20 protein-coding genes are annotated in these 23,500 nt (G+C 65.0%); 10 read left to right on the top strand and 10 right to left on the bottom strand.

Going from position 1 to position 23,500, the window contains the following annotated elements:
* Positions 1–20: 20 nt before the first annotated feature.
* Positions 21–1,250, bottom strand: coding sequence for a sugar ABC transporter substrate-binding protein (locus tag D9V32_RS02250; protein ID WP_121647281.1), 1,230 nt, complete (start codon positions 1,248–1,250; stop codon positions 21–23).
* A 192-nt stretch (positions 1,251–1,442) separates the two neighbouring features.
* Between D9V32_RS02250 and D9V32_RS02245 the strand changes: the two genes are divergently transcribed.
* Positions 1,443–3,125 carry a glycoside hydrolase family 13 protein gene (locus D9V32_RS02245; RefSeq protein WP_121647280.1) on the top strand — a complete coding sequence of 561 codons (1,683 nt, stop codon included), beginning with the start codon at positions 1,443–1,445 and terminating at the stop codon, positions 3,123–3,125.
* Between the two features lie 222 nt (positions 3,126–3,347).
* Here D9V32_RS02245 and D9V32_RS16000 read toward each other — a convergent pair whose 3' ends face one another.
* Complete coding sequence (locus tag D9V32_RS16000; RefSeq protein ID WP_147440370.1) at positions 3,348–4,250, bottom strand: ApeA N-terminal domain 1-containing protein; 903 nt, start codon at positions 4,248–4,250, stop codon at positions 3,348–3,350.
* Between the two features lie 1,373 nt (positions 4,251–5,623).
* Here D9V32_RS16000 and D9V32_RS15995 point away from each other — a divergent pair.
* From D9V32_RS15995 to D9V32_RS02230, 4 genes are all read left to right on the top strand, one after another.
* Positions 5,624–6,730: a hypothetical protein gene (locus tag D9V32_RS15995; protein WP_147440369.1), complete on the top strand. Its 1,107-nt coding sequence runs from the start codon at positions 5,624–5,626 to the stop codon at positions 6,728–6,730.
* A gap of 142 nt (positions 6,731–6,872) precedes the next feature.
* Complete coding sequence (locus tag D9V32_RS02240; RefSeq protein ID WP_147440368.1) at positions 6,873–7,235, top strand: hypothetical protein; 363 nt, start codon at positions 6,873–6,875, stop codon at positions 7,233–7,235.
* Between the two features lie 106 nt (positions 7,236–7,341).
* The gene (locus D9V32_RS02235; protein ID WP_121647278.1) at positions 7,342–7,746 is read left to right on the top strand and encodes a hypothetical protein; all 405 of its coding nucleotides are present in this window, start codon (positions 7,342–7,344) and stop codon (positions 7,744–7,746) included.
* A 1-nt stretch (position 7,747) separates the two neighbouring features.
* On the top strand, positions 7,748–7,963 hold the full coding sequence (locus D9V32_RS02230; protein ID WP_425461994.1) for a helix-turn-helix transcriptional regulator: 216 nt from the start codon (positions 7,748–7,750) through the stop codon (positions 7,961–7,963).
* 65 nt (positions 7,964–8,028) lie between these two features.
* Here the strand turns inward: D9V32_RS02230 and D9V32_RS02225 are convergent, their stop codons facing one another.
* The 3 genes from D9V32_RS02225 to ykgO all read right to left on the bottom strand — a co-directional run bounded on the left by D9V32_RS02225 (position 8,029) and on the right by ykgO (position 11,411).
* Complete coding sequence (locus D9V32_RS02225; protein ID WP_121647276.1) at positions 8,029–9,795, bottom strand: glycerol-3-phosphate dehydrogenase/oxidase; 1,767 nt, start codon at positions 9,793–9,795, stop codon at positions 8,029–8,031.
* 273 nt (positions 9,796–10,068) lie between these two features.
* Positions 10,069–11,187 carry a GuaB3 family IMP dehydrogenase-related protein gene (locus D9V32_RS02220; RefSeq protein ID WP_121647275.1) on the bottom strand — a complete coding sequence of 373 codons (1,119 nt, stop codon included), beginning with the start codon at positions 11,185–11,187 and terminating at the stop codon, positions 10,069–10,071.
* Between the two features lie 101 nt (positions 11,188–11,288).
* A complete protein-coding gene (ykgO, locus tag D9V32_RS02215) occupies positions 11,289–11,411 on the bottom strand; it encodes a type B 50S ribosomal protein L36 (protein WP_121647274.1) in 123 nt (40 codons plus the stop codon).
* Positions 11,412–11,492: 81 nt separating this feature from the next.
* Between ykgO and D9V32_RS02210 the strand changes: the two genes are divergently transcribed.
* A complete protein-coding gene (locus D9V32_RS02210; RefSeq protein ID WP_121647273.1) occupies positions 11,493–12,560 on the top strand; it encodes a GTP-binding protein in 1,068 nt (355 codons plus the stop codon).
* Positions 12,561–12,575: 15 nt separating this feature from the next.
* On the opposite strand, the gene D9V32_RS02205 is transcribed toward D9V32_RS02210, so the two are convergent.
* Together D9V32_RS02205 and D9V32_RS02200 are read right to left on the bottom strand one after the other, a co-directional pair.
* Positions 12,576–13,346: an IclR family transcriptional regulator gene (locus D9V32_RS02205; protein WP_121647272.1), complete on the bottom strand. Its 771-nt coding sequence runs from the start codon at positions 13,344–13,346 to the stop codon at positions 12,576–12,578.
* Positions 13,347–13,424: 78 nt separating this feature from the next.
* The gene (locus D9V32_RS02200; RefSeq protein WP_245981953.1) at positions 13,425–14,666 is read right to left on the bottom strand and encodes an adenosylhomocysteinase; all 1,242 of its coding nucleotides are present in this window, start codon (positions 14,664–14,666) and stop codon (positions 13,425–13,427) included.
* Between the two features lie 150 nt (positions 14,667–14,816).
* Here D9V32_RS02200 and D9V32_RS02195 point away from each other — a divergent pair, with 150 nt between their 5' ends.
* Entirely contained in the window at positions 14,817–15,062 is a 246-nt protein-coding gene (locus D9V32_RS02195) for a ribbon-helix-helix domain-containing protein (protein WP_121647271.1), read from the top strand.
* Positions 15,062–15,379, top strand: coding sequence for a type II toxin-antitoxin system RelE/ParE family toxin (locus tag D9V32_RS02190; RefSeq protein WP_121647270.1), 318 nt, complete (start codon positions 15,062–15,064; stop codon positions 15,377–15,379). Before D9V32_RS02195 ends, D9V32_RS02190 begins: the two co-directional genes overlap by 1 nt.
* A gap of 26 nt (positions 15,380–15,405) precedes the next feature.
* Here the strand turns inward: D9V32_RS02190 and D9V32_RS02185 are convergent, their stop codons facing one another.
* Entirely contained in the window at positions 15,406–16,314 is a 909-nt protein-coding gene (locus D9V32_RS02185; protein WP_121647269.1) for a LysR family transcriptional regulator, read from the bottom strand.
* A 123-nt stretch (positions 16,315–16,437) separates the two neighbouring features.
* Here D9V32_RS02185 and D9V32_RS02180 point away from each other — a divergent pair, with 123 nt between their 5' ends.
* Positions 16,438–16,959, top strand: a complete 522-nt coding sequence (locus D9V32_RS02180; RefSeq protein ID WP_121647268.1) for a CBU_0592 family membrane protein — start codon at positions 16,438–16,440, stop codon at positions 16,957–16,959.
* Positions 16,960–16,990: 31 nt separating this feature from the next.
* Here the strand turns inward: D9V32_RS02180 and D9V32_RS02175 are convergent, their stop codons facing one another.
* Entirely contained in the window at positions 16,991–17,422 is a 432-nt protein-coding gene (locus D9V32_RS02175) for a hypothetical protein (RefSeq protein ID WP_121647267.1), read from the bottom strand.
* 54 nt (positions 17,423–17,476) lie between these two features.
* Positions 17,477–19,900 (bottom strand): helix-turn-helix domain-containing protein, encoded by a 2,424-nt coding sequence (locus D9V32_RS02170; protein WP_121647266.1) that lies wholly within the window; start codon positions 19,898–19,900, stop codon positions 17,477–17,479.
* Positions 19,901–20,087: 187 nt separating this feature from the next.
* On the opposite strand from D9V32_RS02170, the gene D9V32_RS02160 reads away from it, so the two are divergent.
* A complete protein-coding gene (locus D9V32_RS02160) occupies positions 20,088–23,420 on the top strand; it encodes a beta strand repeat-containing protein (protein ID WP_147440367.1) in 3,333 nt (1,110 codons plus the stop codon).
* Positions 23,421–23,500 lie beyond the last annotated feature (80 nt).

Here is a 23,500-nt window from a genome sequence, read left to right as displayed (position 1 = left end):
CGGCCCGGTGGGATGCCGGACTAACCCTTGATTGCGGCGGCGATGTCCGCGGTCATCTTGGTCCACAGCGCGGTGGGGTCACCCTCGCCGGAGATGATGGCGGCCTGGGTGACGCCCCAGAACTGCCACACCTTACCCATGGCGGGCACCGAGGGCATCGGCACACCGTTGCGGCCCACGTCACCGAACGCCTTGACGATCGGGTTGGATGCTGCGGCGTTGAAGGAGGCGGTCAGTGCCGGGGCACGGCCACCCTTTTCGAACAGCGCGGTCTGGACCTTTTCGGTGGCCAGGTAGTTGGTGAGGAACTCGTTGGCGGCCAGCGGGTTGGCGGTCTTCGAGGAGATGAAGAAGCCCTGCACACCCACGAACGGCTGCGCGGGGGCGCCGCCGGCGGAGGGGATCGGGTCCACGGCCAGCTTGATGCCGGCCTTCTCTGCGTCCGGCACGTTCCACGGTCCGGTGATCAGGAACGGCGACTCACCGGAGTTGAACTTCTCCTTGGCGATGTCGGCGGTGATCGAAATGTTGAGGTTGCCCTCCTTGCCCTGCTGGGCGAGCCAGTTGGCGAAGCGGGTGCCACCCTCGTTACCGATGGTCAGGTCGTCGGCGTTGTAGGAGCCATCGGCGTTACGGCCAAAGACCGGGTTGTCGAACGAGCTCTGGAACGGGTACAGGTGGTACGGGTCGGCCTGCGGGCCGAGCTGGATCAGGAACGGGTTGGCGCTGCCGGCGGCCTTGCCCGTGGCGATCATGTCGTCGTAGGAGGTGGGCGCGGTGGGGGCGAGCGCGGTGTTGCGCAGCAGTGCGATGTTCTCGATCGAGTACGGCACGGCATAGGTCTTGCCCTGGTAGGTCACGGCGTCGGTGGCGATCTTTTCGAAGCCGGCGGCCTTGTCGCCGAGCTCGACGGGCTGGATCACGCCGTTCTGGACGAAGTTACCGATCCAGTCGTGCGCGCCGATCGTGATGTCGGGGCCCTTGCCGCTCGGGACCTGGGCAATGAACTGGTCGAGGATCGAACCGAAATCCTTCTGCACGAGCTTGACGTGCACGCCCGAGCTCTTCTCGAACTCCGCGGCGGCCTCCTTGAGGACGGGCGCACGGTCGGCGTCCACCCAGACGGTCAGCGTGTTCTTCGCGGAACCCGCGTCGGGGGTTTCCGAGGATGCCGAGCATCCACTCAGGCCGAGGGCCAGGGCGGTCAGTGCGGCCCCGGTCAGGAGGACGCGCTTCTTAGTCACCTTCATTGGTGTACCTTTCGTTCGTTGCGTGGAGCTACCGCGCTTCACCGCAAATAGTGCAAGCGTTTACATGTATATCCCAGATCGCCGCGCCACGCAAAGGGCAGTATTTGCGGCTATACGTTATGTCAACGACACACCTCGATTGAGATTGAGCAAGCGTTTCCATATTTTGAGGAAGTGTCCTAGAGTAACGGCATGACTCAGCCCACCGCCTTCTCCGCCGCAGGCGACACCACCGCTCCCGAGTGGTGGCGCAGCGCCGTTATTTACCAGATCTACCCGCGCTCCTTCGCCGATGCCAACGGCGACGGCGTGGGCGACCTCGCCGGCATTGCCGGCCGGATGGACGCCCTCGAGACCCTCGGCGTTGATGCCGTCTGGCTCTCGCCGTTCATGCGCAGCCCGCAGAAGGATGCCGGCTATGACGTGACCGACTACATGTCCGTCGACCCGCTGTTTGGCACCCTCGACGACTTCGACGCGATGCTCGCGAGCGCGCACCGCCGCGGCATCAAGGTCATTGTGGACCTCGTTCCGAACCACTCCTCGGACACCCACGAGTGGTTCATCGAGGCCCTGGCCGCGGCCCCCGGCTCCGCCGAGCGCGGCCGCTACCTCTTCCGTGACGGCAAGGGTGAAAACGGCGAGCTGCCCCCGAACAACTGGGAGTCCGTCTTCGGTGGCCCCGCCTGGACCCGCACCACGAACCCCGACGGCACCCCCGGCGAGTGGTTCCTGCACCTGTTCGACTCGACCCAGCCGGACTTCGACTGGACGAACCCCGAGGTGCGCGAGATGTTCCGCGGCGTGCTGCGGTTCTGGCTCAACCGCGGTGTCGACGGCTTCCGCGTGGACGTGGCCCACGGCATGATCAAGGCCGAGGGCCTGCCCGACTACACCCCGAACCCCGGTGGCGGTTCGATGGGTGGAGACGACTTCGAGGTTCCCTACTGGGGCCAGGAGGGCGTCCACGAGATCTACCGCGACTGGCATAAGGTTCTCGCCGAGTACGAGGGCGACCGCGTACTGGCCGCCGAGGCCTGGATCAACCCGCTGAGCAAGATGGCCAAGTGGGTGCGTCCGGACGAAATGCACCAGGCGTTCAACTTCCCGTACCTCGAGACCGCCTGGGATGCGAAGGCCCTGCGCCCCGTGATCGACGAGTCGCTCGAGGCCTTCGGCGCAGTGGGCGCCCCGAGCACCTGGGTGCTCTCGAACCACGACGTGGTGCGCCACGCCTCGCGTCTGGCTCTGACCGCCGAGAACCCGCAGGGTCACGGCATCGGGCCGAAGAGCCCCGGCCAGCCCATGCGCGAGGTGGGCCTGCAGCGTGCCCGCGCCGCGAGCGCGTTCATGCTCGCCCTGCCCGGCGGTGCCTACATGTACCAGGGCGAGGAGCTCGGCCTGCCCGAGGTTATCAACCTGCCCGACGAGGCCCGCCAGGACCCCACCTGGTTCCGCACCAATGGCGAGCGTTACGGCCGTGATGGCTGCCGCGTGCCGCTGCCCTGGGAGCCCGGCACCACCGCCTACGGCTTCAACACCACCGGTGAGGCCTGGCTGCCCCAGCCCGACGACTGGGACGACTACTCCCGTGCCGCCCAGCAGGGCGTGGCGGGCTCGACCCTGACCATGTACACCACCGCCCTGGAGCTGCGTAAGCGCCTGGCCCTGGGCCTTGGTTCGGTCACCTGGATCGAAAACCTGCCGGAAACCGTCATCGGCTTCCGCAACGGCGACGTCATCGTGCTCGGCAACACGGCCACCACCGACTGGGAAATCCCGGCCGAGCTGGCCGCCCTGCCCCAGCTGCTGAGCAGCACCGCGGTTACCGGGAGCATCCTGCCCGGCGACGCGACCGTCTGGCTGCAGGCGTAGCACTCGCGCGCGAAGCGGCGGCCCCGGATCTTCGGGTCCGGGGCCGCCGTTTTGTCAGTCCAAAGGCGTCACGGGTTCCAAGGGAATCCAGGTGACCTGGTCATTGGTGATTCCGTCAAACTCGCATGGTGGCATCCGGCTCCGCTCGCAATACAGTGGATGAGGAATCACCTCGTTGAGAGAGTTTGGCCCGAATCGATTAAGGAACATATGCACCAAAAATCATGATGAAGTCCGGTCAGCTTCCGCGATAAGATCTTTGATCGCCCGTTCAACATGATCCCGCGAAAAACCTGACGAGTTCATGATGAGCAGCATCAGCAGGATTCGACTCCTTGCAACTCCGCGCTCTAAATCAACACGTGCATTCGAACCTGGACGGGTAACATGCGATGCGGTATGAGAAACATTATTTCTCTGCTCACGTACTCCTTCGATCCAATCCTCGCTGGTGAAACGAAGAGTCTCGAAAACGGATGGTGGTAGCAGGCTACTGAGTTCCCGCAGCTTTTCGGCAAAACGTACAGCCTGCTTTCGGCCCCGTAGCGCATTCATCGCTGAACTTTTTGCGTCGCTGGCTTGAGCATCATTGATTAGCGTGCGAATTGCATCCGCGCCATCAGGCTGATCATGTTTTATTTCGAGCGGGTAACCGAGCTGTTTATACATGTTCTCAATTGCCGAAACGGACGCAGAGAGGTCATGCTCCAAAAAGCCTGGTTGGTAGTACCGATAAACAATCACTTGCGGTGCTGGATATAGGTTGTCAAGCGCAAAATACCAAGCCCTCATCGCGGTGTCGAAGTCAACACGGTCCAACGAAAAAAGCAGGTTAGTTAGACGTGAGCCGTTTGTGTGATCACGACCGGCACGCCACTTTCCGAAATATTTAAGCGTCCGCCCGTCTTCGGTAGTGAGTTCAACATGCTCGACGATAGCGGCCCGCCCGATACCGAATGACACGAAGTCTTGAATGGAGAGCAGCTGCTCCTTCATTTCGACAAATGATACGGGCGAATCGGTTCGAACGATAACCCGTGGGTGTTCTGGATTATTACGAACAACAGGAATCAGATCTCCGCTGTAATGCTGCAACATCAGTCGATCGGCATCATCAATCTCCACGGTTAAAGCGACGTGAGGATCGCTGAAACGTCCGCAAGTTGTGTACGTCGGATGCTTGGGCCATGACGTCGAGTCAGATTCGGGATCAACGGGTTCCCCAATCAGCGCAAACCTGCGGAATTGGCTCCCATTCGGCATACGTTGATAAGTCACGCTTGCCTCAACAATTCCTCACTCTGAAACAGAATCGATGTGCGCACCGAAAAACAAGTCAGTCCAGGTGCCCTGCAGTGTGTCTGAGACGAGTCGGGTCAACGTTACTTCTGTTCCGTCAAGCAGTGTGCCGAATGCCACTCTGCTGTGTACCCAGCTACCCGCGACAGTTCTCAAGCAGCCACTGCCATGCTCATCAATAGTAAGCGACGAAAAATACCCTGATTTTGATTCTTGGGGCATCCACCAACGGCCGTTGAAAACAATTTCTGTCGAAGATAAATTCATCAAGCGTCGCTTTCGTAGTGTCTATCAATCATCGTGGAAATTGTCTTAGAGGTCTTCGTAGGTCCTGACGCCAAGCTTCAAATCTTGGCAAGTGCAATACGTCTGCACTTATAGGAGACGGTTGATCAAGCAGTGAGGACCAACCCCGTTGGTTAATGATGGCTTCGTTTCAGACCGGAACCAAACAGTCGCTATGCGCGATCTATCGTATGGATTCTGAATATATGCAGCGACAACACCCGGCAGAATCTACCTCTTTGCCCAGATACTGCAAATCTGCACCTTGCCCTGAAGTAGTCCTAAGGATGAATACAGCGCCACGTGGCCCCAGTAGCTCCGCTTGGTCATGTCGAGCCCGCCATACCGTGACGGACTTGCGCTTTCTGATACTTCATGTTCGCAGAGCTATCTAATTCACCAAAGTCAACAATGAATTTCAACCCAGACCACTCAATGCTAGGCATGGTTGATGGATTCCAAGCATTCTTCGGCAGTTAGCTAGATTTCAGCCCTATTCCCCGTCCTGGGACTGCGCAGTGGCATGTGCTAACACGTCCTAGTTGTCCTAAAGCGCAAGAACCAAGCACTAGATTTTTCCCGAGATTAGCCACATTTCGCAGTAAGAACCTGACGGCAAGAACACGGTTGAATCAGTATTGCTCAGGAGTTGTCGCCTCGGTGCTAACCTCGCCACAATACAACGATCGATTGTAACTAGAACCGACGTCCTCCAGTGGAAAGCCGAGAGCCTTTTTATGTACGCCAATAGAAAACCAGTAAGGTCTGCGATCTCCGTGTTCGTCGGAGCTTCGTTAGTTATGTTGGGTTTGTCCCCGCCAGCTTTGGCTGCTGTACTACCCGAGCCCTTATCGGTAGAGAAAAGTGGTGAGCGAGTCCTGGTGAAATCGCCTTCGCTTGGAATCATAGAATCAGTGACTTCGGATGCCAACGTGGGTGAGACGTCGCAGATAGTTACACAGGCTGAAACCAAGGCAGAAGCGATAGTAACCATCCAGTACTCTCCAACCTTGGACGAAATCGAGGGTTCTGACCCCGTTGCGCTTCCTGAACCAACGTTTGTTGTGCGGGATGAGTATTCGTACTCATCTGGTGATTTCGGCGATGCAGTTGATCGAGACTCCTCACTACAACAGACACCTGAGTTCGCGTCGGTTGTGACCGAGAACTCTGTGGCATTTGAATGGCCGATACACAAAAGTGAAAACTATAAAGTTTTCCGTGATGGCGAATATATCGGCGAATCGTCAGGCAGCAGATTTCTTGATTCGAGCCTCGCAGGCGGGACTAGTCACGAGTACGCCCTTGAATCGGTCGGTTCAAGCGCTTCTCGAACCATCCCGGTTACGACACCTAAGAAATCGTTGGGTCTTTCAGCGATTGAAATTTTGGCTGCCGATTACTCGAGAGAATCTACTGCATTTGTCTACAAGACGTTCATCCCCTCTCAGTTCGCATCCACATCGCTGTACAAAGCTTGCAGTGTTGGACCTGGTGAAAAGATAGGTGGCGATAGTCGAGGGTTTGCAGATCCGGGATCCGGTGCGCCGTGGACCACTCCCTCTTACAGAACTCAGATGTTCTTAAACGTCTCTTGGAACAACCCCGCACCATACGACATCACCTATGTGAAAAGCGTCGGAGAAACTAAGAAGTTTTCATCGTCCAATCGGCTCTTGGAATCAAAGACAGCCGCCGACGGGGGCATGGTGTTCCAAAACCCAAGGCGTGCAGGAAGACTCGTCACATTCGGCATCTCACACGAGGCCACGAACCCATTTTGCCCGCCAGGCGGCGCGATTCGCTATTCCCTCTCCTGGGTCAAGCTCTACCAGAGCGGGACGGTATCGATTCAGGGATCTCGACAGCCTGTTCCTGCTCATGAAGCGTATGCACGTTTTGAGACCCGAAGTGGAAACCTGTATTGGAAGCAACTCTTGAGAGCCAATGGGGACAATTTCATCTGTCTTATGCCTGGGGTTTGTGCAGCGCAGAACATAAATTCGTCAGTATCGCGTTAGCTGAATGACCCACATGGAGATAGGTCAGATTAGACGATCAGACACTACCTCCATCTGGATCGTTTACTGCCTCCTGGCAGGTGCGGCTGGGAGCGCACCGCTCTTCATCGCCATCGTTCTGTCCTGGCCGCTCGGGGCTCCGATGCTGGCGTTGACGCTGCTCATCATTGTGGGTCCCGCCGCGCTCCTTACCGGGATTGGCCTCGCGCTGCTCCCCCGCTCTCGCGAGGTCTTTACCGCTGGGCAGAGCCCCAGAACCGGGGCTCTCAAGCGCCGCGTTTTCCTCGCGGCATTGGTGTGCGCCGCCCTCACGGCCCTCTGGGGCACGTTCGCGGGACCGATATTTGCTCCGGCCCCCTGGCTTCCTGGTTTTCAGTTCTGGGTGAGCGGCGCGATCTTCCTGTTCAGCCCGTTCGTCGCGAATCACACGATCGTCCGCAGGTGGAGCGCCTACGCGATGATCGCGGGGTTCGTGGCGCTCGCGGTCCTGAGCGTGCTGCGGTAGTCAGGCACATATCCACTGGCCGGTGGCACTTGCGGTGAGCGCAAAAGCATGTGAAGCTTACTTCACATACGGGTGAAGTAAGCTTCACATCCTTGAGGTGGGTGCAATGAAAACAAGCATCAAGGTAGCGACCACGGTGGTCGCAATCGCACTGTATTCTGCCGCACTTGCCGCGGCTTTCTCCTACTGGGGGCCCGAGGGACACTCTCCGGTTACGACGTTTGTCGTGGCGGCCATCGTCGGCTCTGGTGCGGCGGTGGGATTTGGCATCAAGCGGGTTCGCGAGCGCAGGCACGGCACCGGGGCGCAGGACGGTGTGGAGCGAGATGACTCTCTCAGGGCCCAGGCGGCAGCCTTCATCGATGTGCTCGTTGCCGCCATCGCCCTGGTGGCAGTTCTCGTGATCTTCCCGCAGTGGATCTCGGGCACCACGGCGCTCGTCATTCTGGTTGTATTCGCGTTGGCAGATTTCTGGATGCGCTACGCAATCCGGGTAAAAAGTGCTGAATAATGTGCGCTTGAGGCGGGAGCGACGCGGGCTCTCTCAGGCGCAATTGGCCGAGGCTCTCGAGGTGTCCCGCCGCACCATCATCTCCATCGAAAAGGGTGTCTTCTCCCCCTCGCTGCCCCTCGCTTTTCGCATCGCCGAGTTCTTCTCGGTCACAATCGAAGAGGTGTTTGCAGCGTCGGACGCGACGGGAATACCGCCGGCAGTGCGAGACAGCTAACGCGGGTAATACACACGGCGGCGGCCCCGGATCATCGATCCGGGGCCGCCGCCGTATGCGAGGGGCTAAGCCTCGCCCACCTCGGGGGCTTCGAGACGCACGCGGTCGGCCGAGACGTCGTCCGGCTGTTCCTGCGAGGCCCGCTCGGCCTTGACTCGTTCGAGATAGAGATCGGTTTCCTTCTTGACCCGGGCGGCGTTCCAGCCCAGGGCCTCGCCGAGGAGCTTCGCGGCCACCGGAGCGGCCGACACCCCGCGGTCCCACGCCTCAATCGAGATGCGGGTGCGGCGGGCGAGCACGTCGTCGAGGTGCAGCGCACCCTCGTGGGTGGCCGCATACACGACCTCCGCGCCGATGTAGTCATCGGCACCGGGCAGCGGCTCGGCGAGCTCCGGCCGCTCACGAATGAGGTCGAGAACCTCATTGGCAAGCGTGCCGTAACGGTTCAGCAGGTGCTCGATGCGGGCCGGATGCACGTCGAACGCGCGGGCAATCTTCGCGCGCTTATTCCACGCGGCCTGATAGCCCTCCGCCCCCACGAGCGCGATGTTCTCGGTCGCGGACTTCGGGATCTTGCCGTCCAGGGCATCCACCGCGGCGTCCACGGCATCCTTCGCCATGACGCGGTAGGTGGTCCACTTACCGCCGGCCACCACCACGAGGCCCGGAACCGAGTGGGTCACGATGTGCTCGCGAGAAAGCTTCGAGGTCTGGTCACTCTCACCGGCCAGCAGCGGACGCAGACCCGCGTACACACCCTCCACGTCATCCCGGGTGAGCGGCACCGCGAGGATCTTATTGACGTGCTCCAGCAGGTAATCGATATCGGCCGCGGTGGCCGCAGGGTGAGCCTTGTCGAGGTCCCAGTCGGTGTCGGTGGTGCCGATCAGCCAGTGCCGGCCCCAGGGAATCACAAACAGCACGCTCTTCTCGGTGCGCAGCAGCAGACCCATGTTCGACTGGAAGCGATCGCGCGGCACCACCAGGTGAATACCCTTCGACGCACGCACCTTGAACTGCCCGCGCTCGCCCACGAGCGCCTGGGTGTCATCCGTCCACACACCGGTGGCGTTCACAACCTGCTTGGCACGCACCTCGAAGTGCTCGCCGGTCTCGAGGTCGTGGGCCTTCACGCCGACAACACGCTGACCCACCTTGAGGAAACCCTCAACCCGCACCCGGCTCGCGGCGTGTGCCCCGTAGCTCGCGGCGGTGCGCACCAGGGAGGCCACGTAACGGGCGTCATCCACCTGGGCGTCGTAGTAGGTAAGGCCGCCGACAAACGCATTATTGCGCAGCGACGGGATCGCCCGCTGCACCTGCCTTTTGCTCAGGTGCCGGTGGTGCGGCACCCCCGGCGGACGGCCGCCGGTGTAGGAGAAGATGTCGTACAACATCATGCCGGCACCGATGTAGAAGCGCTCAAACACCGGCCGGTTCAGGGGATACAGGAAGCGCACCGGCTTGACCAGGTGCGGGGCGAGGCGCTGCAGCAGCAGACCGCGCTCGATCAGTGCCTCCCGCACCAGGCGGAAGTCGAGCTGCTCCAGGTAGCGGATGCCGCCGTGCACGAGCTTCGAGGAACGGCTCGAGGTGCCGCTCGCCCAGTCACGCGCCTCGAGAATGCCGGTGCTCAGGCCACGGGTCACGGCATCGAGGGCCGAACCGGCCCCCACGATTCCACCACCGACCACGAGAACGTCGAGTTCGCGCTCCTTGAGCGCCTCAATTGCGGCCGAACGCTGCTCCGGGCCGAGTCCCACGCGCCGAGGCTCATCGGCACGGGATCCCTGCCCCGCCGCCGGCTTCGTGGTCTTTTTTTCCGCTGCCATGTGCCCTCCCTCGATGGTGGGAACCGGCAAGCCGATTCCGGCCAAGCTGTCTGCGGACGACCAGGACCGGTCGAACCGCCTGCCACCGAGCCTACTCAGGCACGCGCCCGGCCGAAAGGTCTGATCCTGAAATTCTGAGCTTTTGCCGAGTGGGCGGGATGCAAACGCCCAGCATTACATGAACGAGCCGCGGATCCCCGCGGAAACGACGAATGCGCCGTCCCGAAGTGGGGACGACGCATTCATACGCGGTGTTACGGAATCGCTGCCGTGTTACATCGAGCGGCGGGTGACCAGCGGTGCGCGCTGGAACTCCTTGAGGTCCGAGTAGCCGGTGGTAGCCATCGCGCGGCGCAGGGCACCGGTGAGGTTGGCGCTGCCATCGGAGGTGCTGGCGGGGCCGTGGAAGATTTCCTCGAGCGAACCGACGGTACCCACCTCGACGCGGCGGCCGCGCGGGACCTGCGGGTGGTAGGCCTCGGCACCCCAGTGGAAGCCGTGGCCGGGAGCATCGGTGGCGCGCGCCAGGGTGGTGCCGAGCATCACGGCGTCGGCACCGCAGGCGATGGCCTTGACGATGTCGCCCGAGGAGCCCAGACCGCCATCGGCGATAACCTGCACGTAGCGTCCACCGGACTCCACCATGTAGTCACGGCGTGCGCCGGCCACATCGGCCACGGCGGTGGCCATCGGGGCGTGGATTCCGAGAGTGGCGCGAGTGTTCGAGGCGGCACCGCCGCCGAAGCCCACGAGCACACCGGCGGCACCGGTACGCATCAGGTGCAGGGCGGTGGTGTAGGTGGCCGCGCCACCCACGATGACGGGAACGTCGAGCTCGTAGATGAACTTCTTGAGGTTCAGCGGCTCGGTCTCCTTGGAGACGTGCTCGGCGGACACCGTGGTGCCGCGGATCACGAAGATGTCAACACCCGCGGCAACCACGGTGTCGGAGAGCTCCTGGGTGCGCTGCGGCGAGAGCGCGGCGGCAACCGGCACGCCGGCGGCACGGATCTCGGCGATGCGCGCGGTCACGAGCTCGGGAATGATCGGGGCGGAGTAGATCTCCTGCATGCGCTTGGTGGCGCGCTCCGCGGGCAGCTCGGCGATTTCGGCGAGCAGCGCCTCGGGGTTTTCGTAGCGGGTCCAGAGGCCCTCGAGGTCGAGGACGCCGAGGCCACCGAGCTTGCCGATGGTGATCGCGGTGGTCGGCGAGACAACCGAGTCCATCGGGGCGGCGATGAAGGGGGTCTCAAAGGTGAAGGCGTCGATCTGCCAGTTCACCGAGACGTCGCGGTGATCGCGAGTACGCCGGTCCGGGACGATGGCGACATCGTCGAATCCAAATACGCCACGGGCGCTCTTACCGACACCGATCTCAATTTCATTACTCACCCGTATAGCCTACCGTGCCCACGGACATAGCCTCCATCAGCCGAGGGAAATCCCCGATTCGCCGCCGCGGGCGGGGTCCGGATTCGGGCCCCGCCCACCGGTCAGCCCTGGCGGCCCTTGAACCGCGGGTTGAGCTTGTTGATCACGAACGTGCGTCCGCGGCGGCGCACCACCTGGGATCCGGGCTGATTCTTCAGAGACTTGAGCGAGGCGCGAACCTTCATACGATTTCCTTACTATTGAGAACTGTTATCATTAACATACAGTGTCGGCACCGTGCCGCGAAACGGCAGAAGGAGTAGCGAGTGAACCAGGTAGACGTGGTGGCGGTTGTGGGAGCGTGCGCGCCGGAGCGCCGGCTCCATGCAAAAACCCTGGCGAATCAGAGCGGACGCGCGCTGATTCCCGCCACGCACCTCGCCGCGGGTTCCGCCGCAATCCGGGCGGCCGCGGACAACATGGCCTGGATCGATCCCTCCGCCGGAGTGGTAGTTGAGTGCCCGGCCACGGCCTCCGCCACCGAGCTCATCGGGGCGCTCGCCGACCCCGCATCCGGCACCCGCCTGACCGCTTTGATCTGCGTGGTGGATGCCGCGCACCTGCTGGACGACCTCGCCGCCGAGGACTTCATCGTCACCGCGCGCACCCCCGCGGGCAACCCCACCGAGTACACGGCGCGCGCCCTGCTGACCGTAACCCAGCTGGAGTACGCCTCCACGGTAATCCTCGTGAACTGGGATGTGCTGAGCACCCCGGATCTCTCCACGGTGATGGCCCTGGTCAGCGCGCTCGCCCCGCGAGCCCGGCTCCGCCTGCAGCACGCGGGAATCGACGACGCCGCAATCGCACGGACCCACCCCGGCGAGCCCGACTACACCGTCGGGCAGGATCGCGCGGGCTGGGTGAGCATTCTCAACGACGATGCCGACCCACACATGACGGATCCCCGGGTCTCCACCCTGCACTACCAACAGCTGCGCCCGCTTCACCCGGGCAGGCTCCGCCAGCTGCTGGATGACCGGGTGGAACCGGGCGAGTTTGGCCTGGTGGCGCGCTCCGCCGGGTTCTGCCGCTTCGCGACCCGGCCGGGCGAGACCATGCGCTGGGAGCACGTGGGGTGCACCATCGCGTTCCAGATCCTTCAGGCCAACGATCACCTCGTGGGCGTCGACGACCACCCGGCGGCCGCGGACGTGATCTCGGTGGGCCAGGACCTCGCATTCATCGGACTAGACCTGGATCTCGACGCACTCACCCGCGCTCTCGACGAGGCCGCCCTCACCGACGCCGAGCTCGAAGCGGGGCCGGCTACCTGGGCGCTATTTCCCGACCCGTTCCCCACCTACTCCCCCGCGGAGGACACCGCGGACTAGCGTCGGCGAGACGGGCTAGGCGTCCGCCCCCGCGAGGAGCTCGGTGATCGCGGCGGCCGCGGCGAGGAGTTCATCACGCACGAAACCGGCCGGATGGGTGCTCAGCGAGGTGGCCACATAGGGCACGGTGAGACAGGCGAGGGCCACGCCCTCACGGGAGAGGATCGGGGCGCTGAGGTCGGTCACCCCGGGGTAGAGGCCATCCGGCTGCTCGGCAATACCGGCCGCGCGAATGACCGCGAGGGTGTCGGCGAGCTCGACGTCGACAAGCTCGGCATCGCCGGCCGCGGCCTCCGCTCCGGCAAACGCGAGCAGCACCCGACCCGCGTTGGTACCGCGCAGGTCAAACTCCGCACCCACGCGCACGCGGAATCCGAAGTCCCCGGGTCCGGCCGATTCGGCCAGGATCACCAGGTGGTCGCCCGCGCGATAGCCGAGGTTGCAGGACTGCCCAACCGCGGCCGCGAGGCGACGCATGATCGGCTGCGCGAGCCACACCAGCGAACGAATCGGATCGTGGCGATGCGCGAGCTCAAACAGGCGCAGGCTCAGCGAGTACAACCCGGAGCCCTCATCGCGGGCAATGTATCCGCGGCGCTCCAGCACGCTGAGCACCCGGAAGATCTGGGCGGCCGAACGGCCCGTGCGCTGCGCGATGGCCTGCTGGCTCACCGGCCCCGGGGTCTCGGCGAGAAACTCCAGAATGTCGAGCGCCTTCTCCACCGCCGGTGCGGCATAGGCGGGGGCGGAGTCGGCCGGGGACGCCGCGGCGGGATCAATGCTCATAGTGTTCGAGTGTACCGATCCCGCCGCGGTTTCCCGCCCCCGTTGAGCGCTCAATGAGCGCTCAAGAATCGCGCGGTGCTAGGCGAGGGCGCTGCCGAGCAGGGTCAGCGTCTGACGGGCGATGTGCCGGTTAATGTCATCCGGCACGGGCTGCGGGCCGGTGGGCAGGTTCGCCGCCTGCAGCGCGATGCGTTCGAGCGAGAGGGCCTGCATCATGAAGCCCACGTCCATCGACTCGATCGAGTTGCCGCGCGGGGCGGTGCCAGCCAGGTTGTACATGCGCCCGCCGGTCAGCAGGTACACCGTGCGGTCGCCGGGAAGCGTGATGGCGTCGATCTCCTCGGTCACGGCGCTGACGGTGCCCGCGGCGGTGAGCGCCGGCACGTCGATCTCCCAGGGGAAGTGCCCGATGTTGCCCAGGATCGCGCCGTCCTGCAGGAGGTCCAGGTGCTCGGCGGTGAGGATTCCGGCTCGACCGGTAGCGGTGATGATGACGTCGGCCGAGCCCGCAAGCTCCGCCAGCGGCGCCACCCGGAAGCCGTCGAACGCGGCCTCATAGGCGGCGATCTCATCAATCTCGGCCACCGAAACCCGGCCACCGAGGGCGCGCAGATACTGGGCGATACCGCGGCCACACCAGCCGTAGCCCGCCACCACAAAACGACGCCCGGGCACCTGCACGTTGGTCAGTCGCATGAACGATTCGACCGCGCTCTGCCCCACCGCGTGGCGGTTCTCACCGATGGCCTTGAGCGGGCTGTCGTTGATCACGATCACCGGGAACGGAACCTCGCCGTCCATCTCCTCGCGCAGCCGGAATGCGCCGGAGGTGGTCTCCTCGGTGCCGCCGATCAGTGATTCCGCGAGACCTTCGCGCACCGCGAGAGCCGCCAGATCGGCCCCGTTATCGAGCAGAATCTGCGGACGCTCGGCGATGGTGCGTGCCAGGTTGCGGTGGTGCTCCTCGATGGAGTCGTCTCGACGCCCGAAGATCGTCATGCCGCGCTCCTGCAGGGCGGCCACCACGTCATCCTGGGTCGAGCCGTGGTTTCCGGTCCCGACGATGCGCGCGCCACCGGCGGCCAGGGTCTCCACCAGCACCGCGGTCTTCGGCTCCACGTGCAGCGAGAGCCCGATCGTCACGCCCTCAAACGGCCGCTCCGCCGCGAAGCGCTCACGCAGGTTGGCGAGCATTCCCATGCGGGTGCGGATCCAGGCAATGCGCTGCTCGCCCGCCGCGGCCAGCTCGGCACGACTCGGCTCGGCAGCCTGCCCAGCAACAGTCTCGGGGGTGACTTCTTCGTCGACGGTGTGACTCACGGGTACTCCTTGGTTCCGTCCGGGCCTCTCCCGGACGCTTCGAGTCTGACACCCGAACCTCACATACGCAACTTAATTTCCTATACGCAATCACTTCGTGGAACTGATGGAACTAATGACAATCTTTGCCATCGTTGGTAAAATCGGCCCATGGCATCCATGAACATCTCCCTCACCGAATCGCTCAAGGACTTCGTCGAATCCCAGGTCGGCGACAACGCGCGATACGGCAACGCCAGCGAGTTCATGCGAGACCTCATCCGTCGAGAACAGGCACGTACCGAATTCCGAACACTTATCCTCGAGGGCGCAGCCTCTGGCACGGGGTCAGAGCTGAATGACGCATACTTCGATCGACTGCACGCCCGCATCACCGACGCCCGCGACGCCTCCTGATGGCCCGCCGCGTCGTCACCACCCTGAGCGCGGACCACGATATCGAAGCGGCCGTCGATTACTACATCGAGCAGGATGCATTTGATGCGGCGACGCGCCTTGTCAGCACCCTCGATACCGCGACGGGTATGCTCGCCGCCCATCCGAATCTCGGCTCACCAAAGTTTGCTGAGGACGCCGGAGTCCCGGGCCTTCTGAGCCTCGCTCTCCAGCATTTCCCGTACATTATTTTCTACACCGAGGATCCCGAGATCGTGCGCATCCACCGGGTCCTCAACAGCCAGCGGGACATCTTCGCCCAGCTCGCCCACACATAACCGCGGCAGGCCAACGGCGTCGCGATTCAGGCCCGCGATGCCTGCCAGTCGCGCGCGAGCCGCACCAGGGCATCCACCACGATCGAGGTTGCGGCCGAGGGTTCGCGCCGGGTCGCCCGATGCCGCAGCGTGAGTGAGCGGGTGCCGAGCCCCGGCATCTCGCGTACGGACACCCCCGCGGGCAGGGCCTCCTGCAGCGCCAGATCGGGCAGCAGCGTCACCCCCTGGCCGGCGGCCACCAGCGAGAGCGCGGCCGGGAAATCCTCATAGCCATGCACGGGCGTCGAGGTCACGCCGAGGCGAATCCGGGTGCGCTCCACCGCCCGCGCCGATGCACCCTCGGCCGCCACTCCCAGCCAGGGCAGCGCGATGAGTTCGTCCACCCCGAGATCGGCCGGGGTTGCCTGCGGCACCACGAGCCGCCAGGGGTCATCCAGCAGCGGCACGTCACGCGTGTGGGCGGGTGAGCCCTCATCGAGTTCGCGATCAAAGATGATCAGATCGGCATCGCCGCTGCGCAGCATTCGCGGCAGGCGCAGCGTGGACGCATCGTGCAGGCGCAGTTCGATTCCCGGCAGGGCCTCACGTAGCTGCGCCAGATGCGGCACAATCAACCCGGACAGCACGGTCTGGAACGCCCCGATCGACACCGGACCGGTCACCTCCTGCTGCGCCTGCACCAGCCGACCGCGCGCCTCCAACAGTTCCCGCTCAATACTCTCGGCCGTCTCCACCAGGATGCGCCCGGACGGCGTGAGCGTCACCCCGCGCGGCCCACGATCCAGCAGCGCCACACCCTGTTCCAGCTCCAAACGCGAAATCTGCTGCGATACAGCAGATGCCGTGACATGCAACGCGTCTGACGCAGAAAGTATGCTGCCGTGTCGCGCTACGGCGAGCAGAAACGCGAGTCTTTTCGGGTCAATATCGGACATAAGCAAATCTTACGTTATCCATCAGAAAATGTAACTTGCACTTACCTCCGGGATAACCGAAACTAAATTCTCGGTGCACCGTGCATCGCCGGGCCTCGCCCACACCAGATATGAAAGAACACCGTGGATTTCTCGCTTCTCATCGTTGCCGCCGGATGGATCGGCGCCGTCTTCACCGTTGCCGCATACGGACTGCTCAGCGCGGGCAAACTCGCCGCTGATTCGCCGTGGTTCCAGGCCGGCAACATCGTGGGCGCGGCCCTGCTGCTGATCAGCGCGGCATCAAACGGAGCGTGGCCCTCCGCGGTGGTCAACGGTATCTGGATCGTCATCGGCCTGCAGGCCTCGATCATGCTCGTGCGCCGCACCCGTCGTGCCGCACGCACCGCCGCCATCGCCGACCCGATGACCGACGCGCTCACCACCGTCACCTCCACCGGAACCGGCACCGTGCCGGTGATGGGCGACGCCCAGCCCGCCGAGTCGGCCGTCGAGATCCTGCCCGCCACCGTCGTGATCCCGGTCATCACCGCCGCGATGCTCGCCGAGGAACACGCCCGCCGCGAGGCCGCAACAATCGCGGCGGCCGCGGCGGCCTCCGCGCACGAGCGCACCGACACCGGCCGAATCAGCGTCCCCGCGTAACGCCGAGCATCTAGCGCCTAGCGCCTAGCGCCTAGCGCGCATAGCCAACCGCGAGCAGCTCGTTGTCTGCGACACCCCGCAGCAGCGCCTCGGTCACGGCGGTTACCGTCACGGAGTGCTCCGCGACCGGCGTGAGCGCCGCATCCTCCGGGCTCCATGCCCGCAGCGCGATCAGGGTACTGAGGTGGGGTGCGTGCTCGGGCAGCTCGCGCAGCCAGGACAGCAGCGCCTCCGCCGAGGGCTTTCCCCGCTCGGGCTGATCCGACTCCCCCAGGCCGATGAGGCTGCGGCACTCGCAGGCATCCTCCCCGAGCACAAACTGCCGGGCGGTCGGGCGCACCAGGTCGCTCACAATACGGTGTGCGGTGGGCAGCGGGGACACACCCAACCGCTCCCGCGTGAACGCCTCAAACTCCGTCGTGTACCCGGCGGCATTGACCGCCCAGATGATTCGCGCGCACATTCGGCACCGCTCCCCTCACTGATGACTCCGAGGATAGCAGGCACCCCACACCGCCTACGCGGCCGACAGCGCCTGCGCCAGCTCCGTGCGTCGCGAGACCCCGAGCCGGGTAAAAATGTGGGCGATGTGGGTGTCTACGGTTCGTACCGACAGCGTGAGGCGCTGCGCGATCTGCGCGTTGGTTTCGCCGGCCGCCGCGAGCCCGGCAATCTCACGCTGACGGCGAGTCAGCGCGAGGCGCATCGAGGGCGCGGGCAGCCACACCCCGGCACCGTTCAGCTCGGTCAGGGCGTCGGCCGCTCGGCCCGCATCCCCGGCGACGAGCGCCTCCGCGTGATGCAGCAGGAGCGCGGCAAGCGGCCCCTCCATCCGTGCGGCCGCGGCACGCAGCAGCGGGAGCAGCTGCGCGCGAGACGCACGCCCGGATGCCAGGATCTGCAGGTGCAATCCGCGCACGTGGTCCACCACGAATCCGTGCCCCTGCGCGTAATCCACAAAGTCCTCGATGTTGCGCAGCAGATCGGGATCACCGAGGCCATAACCCACGAGCAGCAGCTTATAGGCGATCTCGCCCTCCACCTCGCGGCTCGATCGAGCGGCGCTCTCGCGTGCCCGCACCCGCGCCTCGCGCGCCCCCGCGTGATCGCCGGAGAGCAGCAGCGCAAGCGCATACCCGCTCCAGGTCATGGCCAGGGAGCCCCGTGGATCGGCTACCTCTAAATAGGAGAGCCCGCCCTGATAGCTGCGCAGCGCGTTGGTCCAGCTCCCGAAGGCGGCACTGATGTGGGCCATCCCGACCTGCTCGAGGCCCGGGTCCACGTGGTGCCCCTCATGGGTCGAGGCCGAGAAGACCTCCATCGCGCGCTTCGGTTCGCCGAGCCACATGCACGCCCAGAACCGGGCAAACACTAGGTCGGTGCGCAGCCAGTGATAACTGGAAGGGGTGTGATCCACGGTCTCCAGCGTCGCATCCGCGAGCTCCAGCGCCTCGGCGAGGGCACCGCGGTGGGCGAGGCCTAGCACCAGCGACGGGACCAGGATCACGCTGCCCGGATGCCGACCATTCGGCCCGGCCAGCAACCCGCGAATCGGATCAACCGTGAGGTCGTGCCGCCCACCAACGCCGAGCCGACGAAGCCGCCCCACTACGAGCATAATCTCCGTTGTTCGGGTCGCGTTTTCACCGATCCGGGTGCGCGCAGCCGCGAATCGTTCGAGAGCGGTGGCGAGGGGCGCCCCACCGTGATGATCAAGATCGGCATACTGCCAGGCCATGCGCACGAGGGAAATCGAGACGCTCTCGCGCTCATCCTCCACGGCCCGCGCGGATACGGACTCCGCCGGAAGCTCCGCCAGGATCCCCTCGGCAGCCTCCAGCTCGGCAAGGGCCTCGGTGTTACGACCAAGCTCCGCATACATCTCGGCGCGCAGCACCCGCGCGGCGACCCGCCGCGGGCCCTGGGCATCCGGATGTTCGAGCGCGGCACGTGCCAGACGAACCGCGGCCTCGGGCCGCTGGCGGGCCCGTGCCGCGCGTGCCCCGTCCATCAGGATCGCCGAGTCGGGGTTTTCTCCGGAATCACGCTGCCACTCCACCCAGCGCGAATACGCCTCGGGATCGTCGGTACGAGGTGCCGCGAGAGGCAGTCGGGTGAGCAGGGCGTGGCGTCGCCCCGGAAGGAGCAGATCGCGCAGGATCTCGGCGTGCAGCGGATGCGCCAGCCGCGCGCCGGCCGGGCCAGAATCCGGTGCGAGCTCCTGCACCACGAGCCCGTCGATGCGCAGGCTTTCCAGCGCGGTATCCGGGGTCACCGTGGCCAGTGCTGCGAGCGGAACCGAACCGGCAAGCGCCAGCAGGTCGAGAATATCGCGCTCCGCTTCCGTGCGCAGGGCCAGATCCGCGCGCATCAGGTCGTGCAGTCGCGGCCCGATTTCCAGCGGAACCGCCCAGACCCACACGCCGTTATCGCGCACCAGGCCACCCTGTTCCAGCAGGCTCTGGGTGAGCTCACGCAGGTACAGCGGGTTGCCGAGGGTGAGGCGGTGCATGCGCAGCACGGCCTGTTGAGAGACGGTTCCGCCGAGGTGCCGGGAAAGCAGATCGTGGACGGAGTCGGGGGTGAGCCCGGTCACCTCGTGTCGGGAAAGAGTACCCTCGCGCCACAGCCGCACGAGGGGTTCGGGCATCCGCATCGGCTGGTGGCTCTCCACCAGGAGTCTCGCGTTGCCGGACCGGACGCGCTCGGCCAGCGCCTCGGCGGCCTCGGCATCGAGGCGATCCGGTGCGGGCACATGGATGAGTTCGGGCCGGCCGAGTTCACGGGCATCGTCGAGGACGGCATGGGCGGCGAGCGTGCTCAGGCCGATGCCGGGGCCGCCGTGGAGGACGATCCCGGATGCGGCGAGCGCGCGCGTTACGGTGGCCTGGGTGTGCGCGTCGGGTACGCGCGGCCACGATCCTAAGGGTGTGGGAGTCATGGGTTTTTCGGGGTTCGGGGTGGGGTGTTTTTTAGGGTAGCCGATGACTCGACACCCAAAACGCAATCTTACGTAGCGATTACGGATGTTGACAATATCGCATTCTTCTACCGTCGAATCTGGACCCTGCCGCCCTCATCGTGGCCGCCTCGTGCGAGCGTCCATTCATCCTCCCGAAAGGACTTTCATGCAACCCCCACGTCATGCGCAACCGAGGCGTCGTTCGCGCCAGGTCACCGCGCTCATCACCGCCCTGGCACTCGGTGCCTCGGGCGTCCTGATCGCGGGCGGGCCGGTAGCGGCCGCCCCGACTCCGGCCGAGCCCACCCCCGTGAGCACCACGTTCACGGCAAACAGCACCTGGACGGTACCCGCAAACGTCACGTCGGCGACGTTCACTGTCAACGGTGCCTCCGGTGGAAACACCCCGGGAGCGCGCGGCGGACAGGGCGCAAGTATCACGGGTACTCGAGCGGTTTCCCCCGGACAAAGATACGAAATTGCAGTTGGTGGGCGTGGCCAGGACGGCCCCGCCGGCGGGCAGGACGGCAGGGACACGACGGATCTTTATGGCCCCGGACGCGGTGCGGCTGGTGCGGGAAAAAATCGCGAGACCAATAACGAGTACGCAAACTATCGGGGAGCTGGCGGCGGCGGCGGCACTCAGCTTTACCTGGCGTCAAACATCCTGGTACTTGCCGCAGGAGGCGGCGGCGCGGGCGGGCAGGGTCTCACGGCTCAGGGGCTCGAGGACTGCGCAATTGGCGGTGCCGGCGGTAATGCCGAAACCGCTGGTTCGGCCGGCGGAGCAACCGGTTGTTCCGGACGGGCATCTGGCGGCACGGGCTCCTCAGGAAACTGGTGGCAGAGCCCGAACGGTGTAGCCGCGACCGCTGTGACCGACCAAAGCTTCCGCTCCGGCGGAGGCGGCGGAGGCGGCGGAGGCTCCGAATTTGGTTTGGGCGGAAACGGAGGAACGGCCAAGCTCGGTGCAGCCGGTGGCGGCGGCGCGGGCGGAAAATCCCTGTCCCGGCTATCCGGGTCAACCACGGAGCTCGCTCCTGCCGGTGCCAGCGGATCGGTGACGGTGACCTACGTGGTCACCGATCCCACCACCCTGACGGCAACCAGCACCTCGCCCAGCACGATCACCGCGGGTACCCCGCTGATCGTGAACGCTCTGGTTTCCAACCGGGTGAGTGGCGGCAAGACCCCGGTGGGTGCCGTGGCCCTCACCGTCGGCAACACCGTCGTGGAGACCGTCAATGTCGACGATGCGGGAACCGCGACCCTCCGCTACGGCGGCACCGTCGTGGGTGCCCTCAAGTACTCGCTCAGGTTTGTGCCGGCCCACGCCGGATTCGGTGCCTCGACCATCGCCGAGCGTACGGTAACCGTCCAGGCTTCGCCCACCACCACCACGCTGAGCGTGGACCGCGCATCTGCCCCCATCCGTACCCCGCGCACGCTGAGCGCCACCGTCGCTGCGGAAGCCCCCTCGGAGGGTGTGCCCACGGGTCAGGTGCGGTTTGCCGATGGTAGCGGCGTGATCGGGACGGCCGATCTGGTCGATGGCGTTGCGACGCTCGATCAGACCCTGAACGAGGTCGAACTGCGCGCCTACACCGCGACCTATCTTCCCCCCAGCTCCCCGAACTACGTCGGTTCGGTCTCGGGTCCGATCGCCGTGCGGGCATACCGCCCGACCAGCGCGGTCACCGTCACCTTCCCCGCCACCTCGACGGTTGTGGGCCAGCCGGTAGACGCCACCATCGCGGTGACCTCTCCGGATGGCACCCCCAGTGGTTCGGTGGTCCTGACCGTTGACGGCACGGCTCTCCCCGCGGCGACGCTCAATGACGATGGCATCGCCACCGTCGCGCTGCCCGCCTCCGCCCTGACCTCGGCCCGCACCATTTCGGTCAGTGCCGCGTACAACGGAACCCCGGTGATTCAGGAGTCCGGTTCGGGTCGCGTGACCCACACCATCACCGCTGCTCAGGTTGCCCTGAACGTTGAGGTCCTGACCTCGCAGCCCTCGCACGGGGACACCGTCTCCCTCCAGGCTACCGCGCAGGTTGTCACCCCCGGTCAGGCAACCCCGACCGGCATCGTCACCTTCTATGCCGACGGCAACCGCATCGGTTCGGGCCCCCTCGCACTCGAGGGTGGCGTCCCCACCGTCCGCATCCAGTCCACGCCCCTGAACGGCGGCGACCGCGAGATCACCGCGAGCTTCGCCGGATCGGACACCGTTGCTGCCGGAGGCACCGCGGAGGCCGTGGAACTGCACGTGTCCGCGCTCGCCTCGGTGACCACGCTGACCGCTCAGCAGACCGGCGCCGAGTGGGGCACCCCGCTCGCCTTCACCGCCACCGTGCGGGCCGCGGCACCGCCCGTGGTTCCCACCCTGGCTGCGGCTCGCACGCTGTTCAGCGTTCTCGGCCCGGAGGTGATCGGCGGTAGCGTCCAGCTGTACGTGGATGGCCAGCCCGATGGCGACCCGGTTGCGCTGCGCTACGGATCCAGCACTCTCGAATCCTCCCTGCTCGCCCTGGGCGACCACGAGGTCTCGGCCCGGTACATCGGCACCGATGCGTTTGCCACCTCGGACAGCCTCGAGCACACTCAGAGCGTGACCGCAGCCACGAGCACGCTGGTCTTGGGCATCTCCAATGCACGACCGTACCTCGGCGGCTCGAGCACCATCACCGCCACGGTGACCGGTGCCGGCAGCGATGTGGAGCCGCTCGGCGGCGCGGTGACGTTCAGCCTCGGCGGACCCCTGGTTTCGATTCCCCTGGATGCGGACGGAGTCGCACGCATCGCGGTGCCCACCCAGACGCTCGGTCAGGGGTCGATTTCCGCAACCTACGCCGGCGATGCGTTCCGCACCGGCGCTGGCCCGACCTCGGTGAACTTTGAGGTGATCGAGGTGCCCTCCACCGCGATGCCCACCTCAACCGCCACCCCGACCGACGAAACCTCCGAGGTACCGACCTCGCAGCCCACCGACGAAAGCTCCGAGGTACCGACCTCGCAGCCCACCGACGAAAGCTCCGAAGTCCCGACCTCGCAGCCCACCGACGAAAGCTCCGAAGTACCCACCGTGACGCCGACCGACGAAAGCTCCGAGGTCCCGACCTCGCAGCCCACCGACGAAGGCTCCGAAGTACCCACCGTGACGCCGACCGATGGTTCGAGCGAGGTGCCGACCAAGGTGCCGAGTGACGAACCGTCCGTTGAGCCCACGGGCACCCCGGTCTCGCCGTCCCCCGAGGCCAGCACCACGGCCCCGGGCACCACGACCGCCGAGGCTTCGGCCAGCGGTGCGCCGGTGAGCGAGGCTCCGGGCACCGGAACCCCGACTACCTCGGCCACGCCGGTCGCGGGTGGGGATCTGCCCCACACCGGATCCTCGGGAATCGCCGCACTGACCGTCGGCGGAATCCTGATGCTCCTCCTCGGCGGGCTCGCAATGCGCGCCCGCGGACGTCGCGACGTGAGCGAAATCGGCTAACCGACCGTCTCACCCGCGCACGACGCGCAAGAGAAGGGCACGTTCCCGGGAAACCGGGGGCGTGCCCTTCCGTGTGGGGT

Source organism: Mycetocola tolaasinivorans (assembly GCF_003667565.1).
GTDB lineage: Bacteria > Actinomycetota > Actinomycetes > Actinomycetales > Microbacteriaceae > Mycetocola > Mycetocola tolaasinivorans.
Note: the sequence above shows the minus strand (reverse complement) of the source record. Positions and strands in the feature narration are given on the sequence as shown.

Bases quoted from the DNA above. Each gene is read 5' to 3' on its own strand.
- D9V32_RS02250 (WP_121647281.1), bottom strand. From the start codon at position 1,250: ATGAAGGTGACTAAGAAGCGCGTCCTCCTGACCGGGGCCGCACTGACC.
- D9V32_RS02245 (WP_121647280.1), top strand. From the start codon at position 1,443: ATGACTCAGCCCACCGCCTTCTCCGCCGCAGGCGACACCACCGCTCCC.
- D9V32_RS02240 (WP_147440368.1), top strand. From the start codon at position 6,873: ATGCTGGCGTTGACGCTGCTCATCATTGTGGGTCCCGCCGCGCTCCTT.
- D9V32_RS02235 (WP_121647278.1), top strand. From the start codon at position 7,342: ATGAAAACAAGCATCAAGGTAGCGACCACGGTGGTCGCAATCGCACTG.
- D9V32_RS02225 (WP_121647276.1), bottom strand. From the start codon at position 9,795: ATGGCAGCGGAAAAAAAGACCACGAAGCCGGCGGCGGGGCAGGGATCC.
- ykgO (WP_121647274.1), bottom strand. From the start codon at position 11,411: ATGAAGGTTCGCGCCTCGCTCAAGTCTCTGAAGAATCAGCCCGGATCC.
- D9V32_RS02205 (WP_121647272.1), bottom strand. From the start codon at position 13,346: ATGAGCATTGATCCCGCCGCGGCGTCCCCGGCCGACTCCGCCCCCGCC.
- D9V32_RS02195 (WP_121647271.1), top strand. From the start codon at position 14,817: ATGGCATCCATGAACATCTCCCTCACCGAATCGCTCAAGGACTTCGTC.
- D9V32_RS02190 (WP_121647270.1), top strand. From the start codon at position 15,062: ATGGCCCGCCGCGTCGTCACCACCCTGAGCGCGGACCACGATATCGAA.
- D9V32_RS02185 (WP_121647269.1), bottom strand. From the start codon at position 16,314: ATGTCCGATATTGACCCGAAAAGACTCGCGTTTCTGCTCGCCGTAGCG.
- D9V32_RS02175 (WP_121647267.1), bottom strand. From the start codon at position 17,422: ATGTGCGCGCGAATCATCTGGGCGGTCAATGCCGCCGGGTACACGACG.
- D9V32_RS02170 (WP_121647266.1), bottom strand. From the start codon at position 19,900: ATGACTCCCACACCCTTAGGATCGTGGCCGCGCGTACCCGACGCGCAC.
- D9V32_RS02160 (WP_147440367.1), top strand. From the start codon at position 20,088: ATGCAACCCCCACGTCATGCGCAACCGAGGCGTCGTTCGCGCCAGGTC.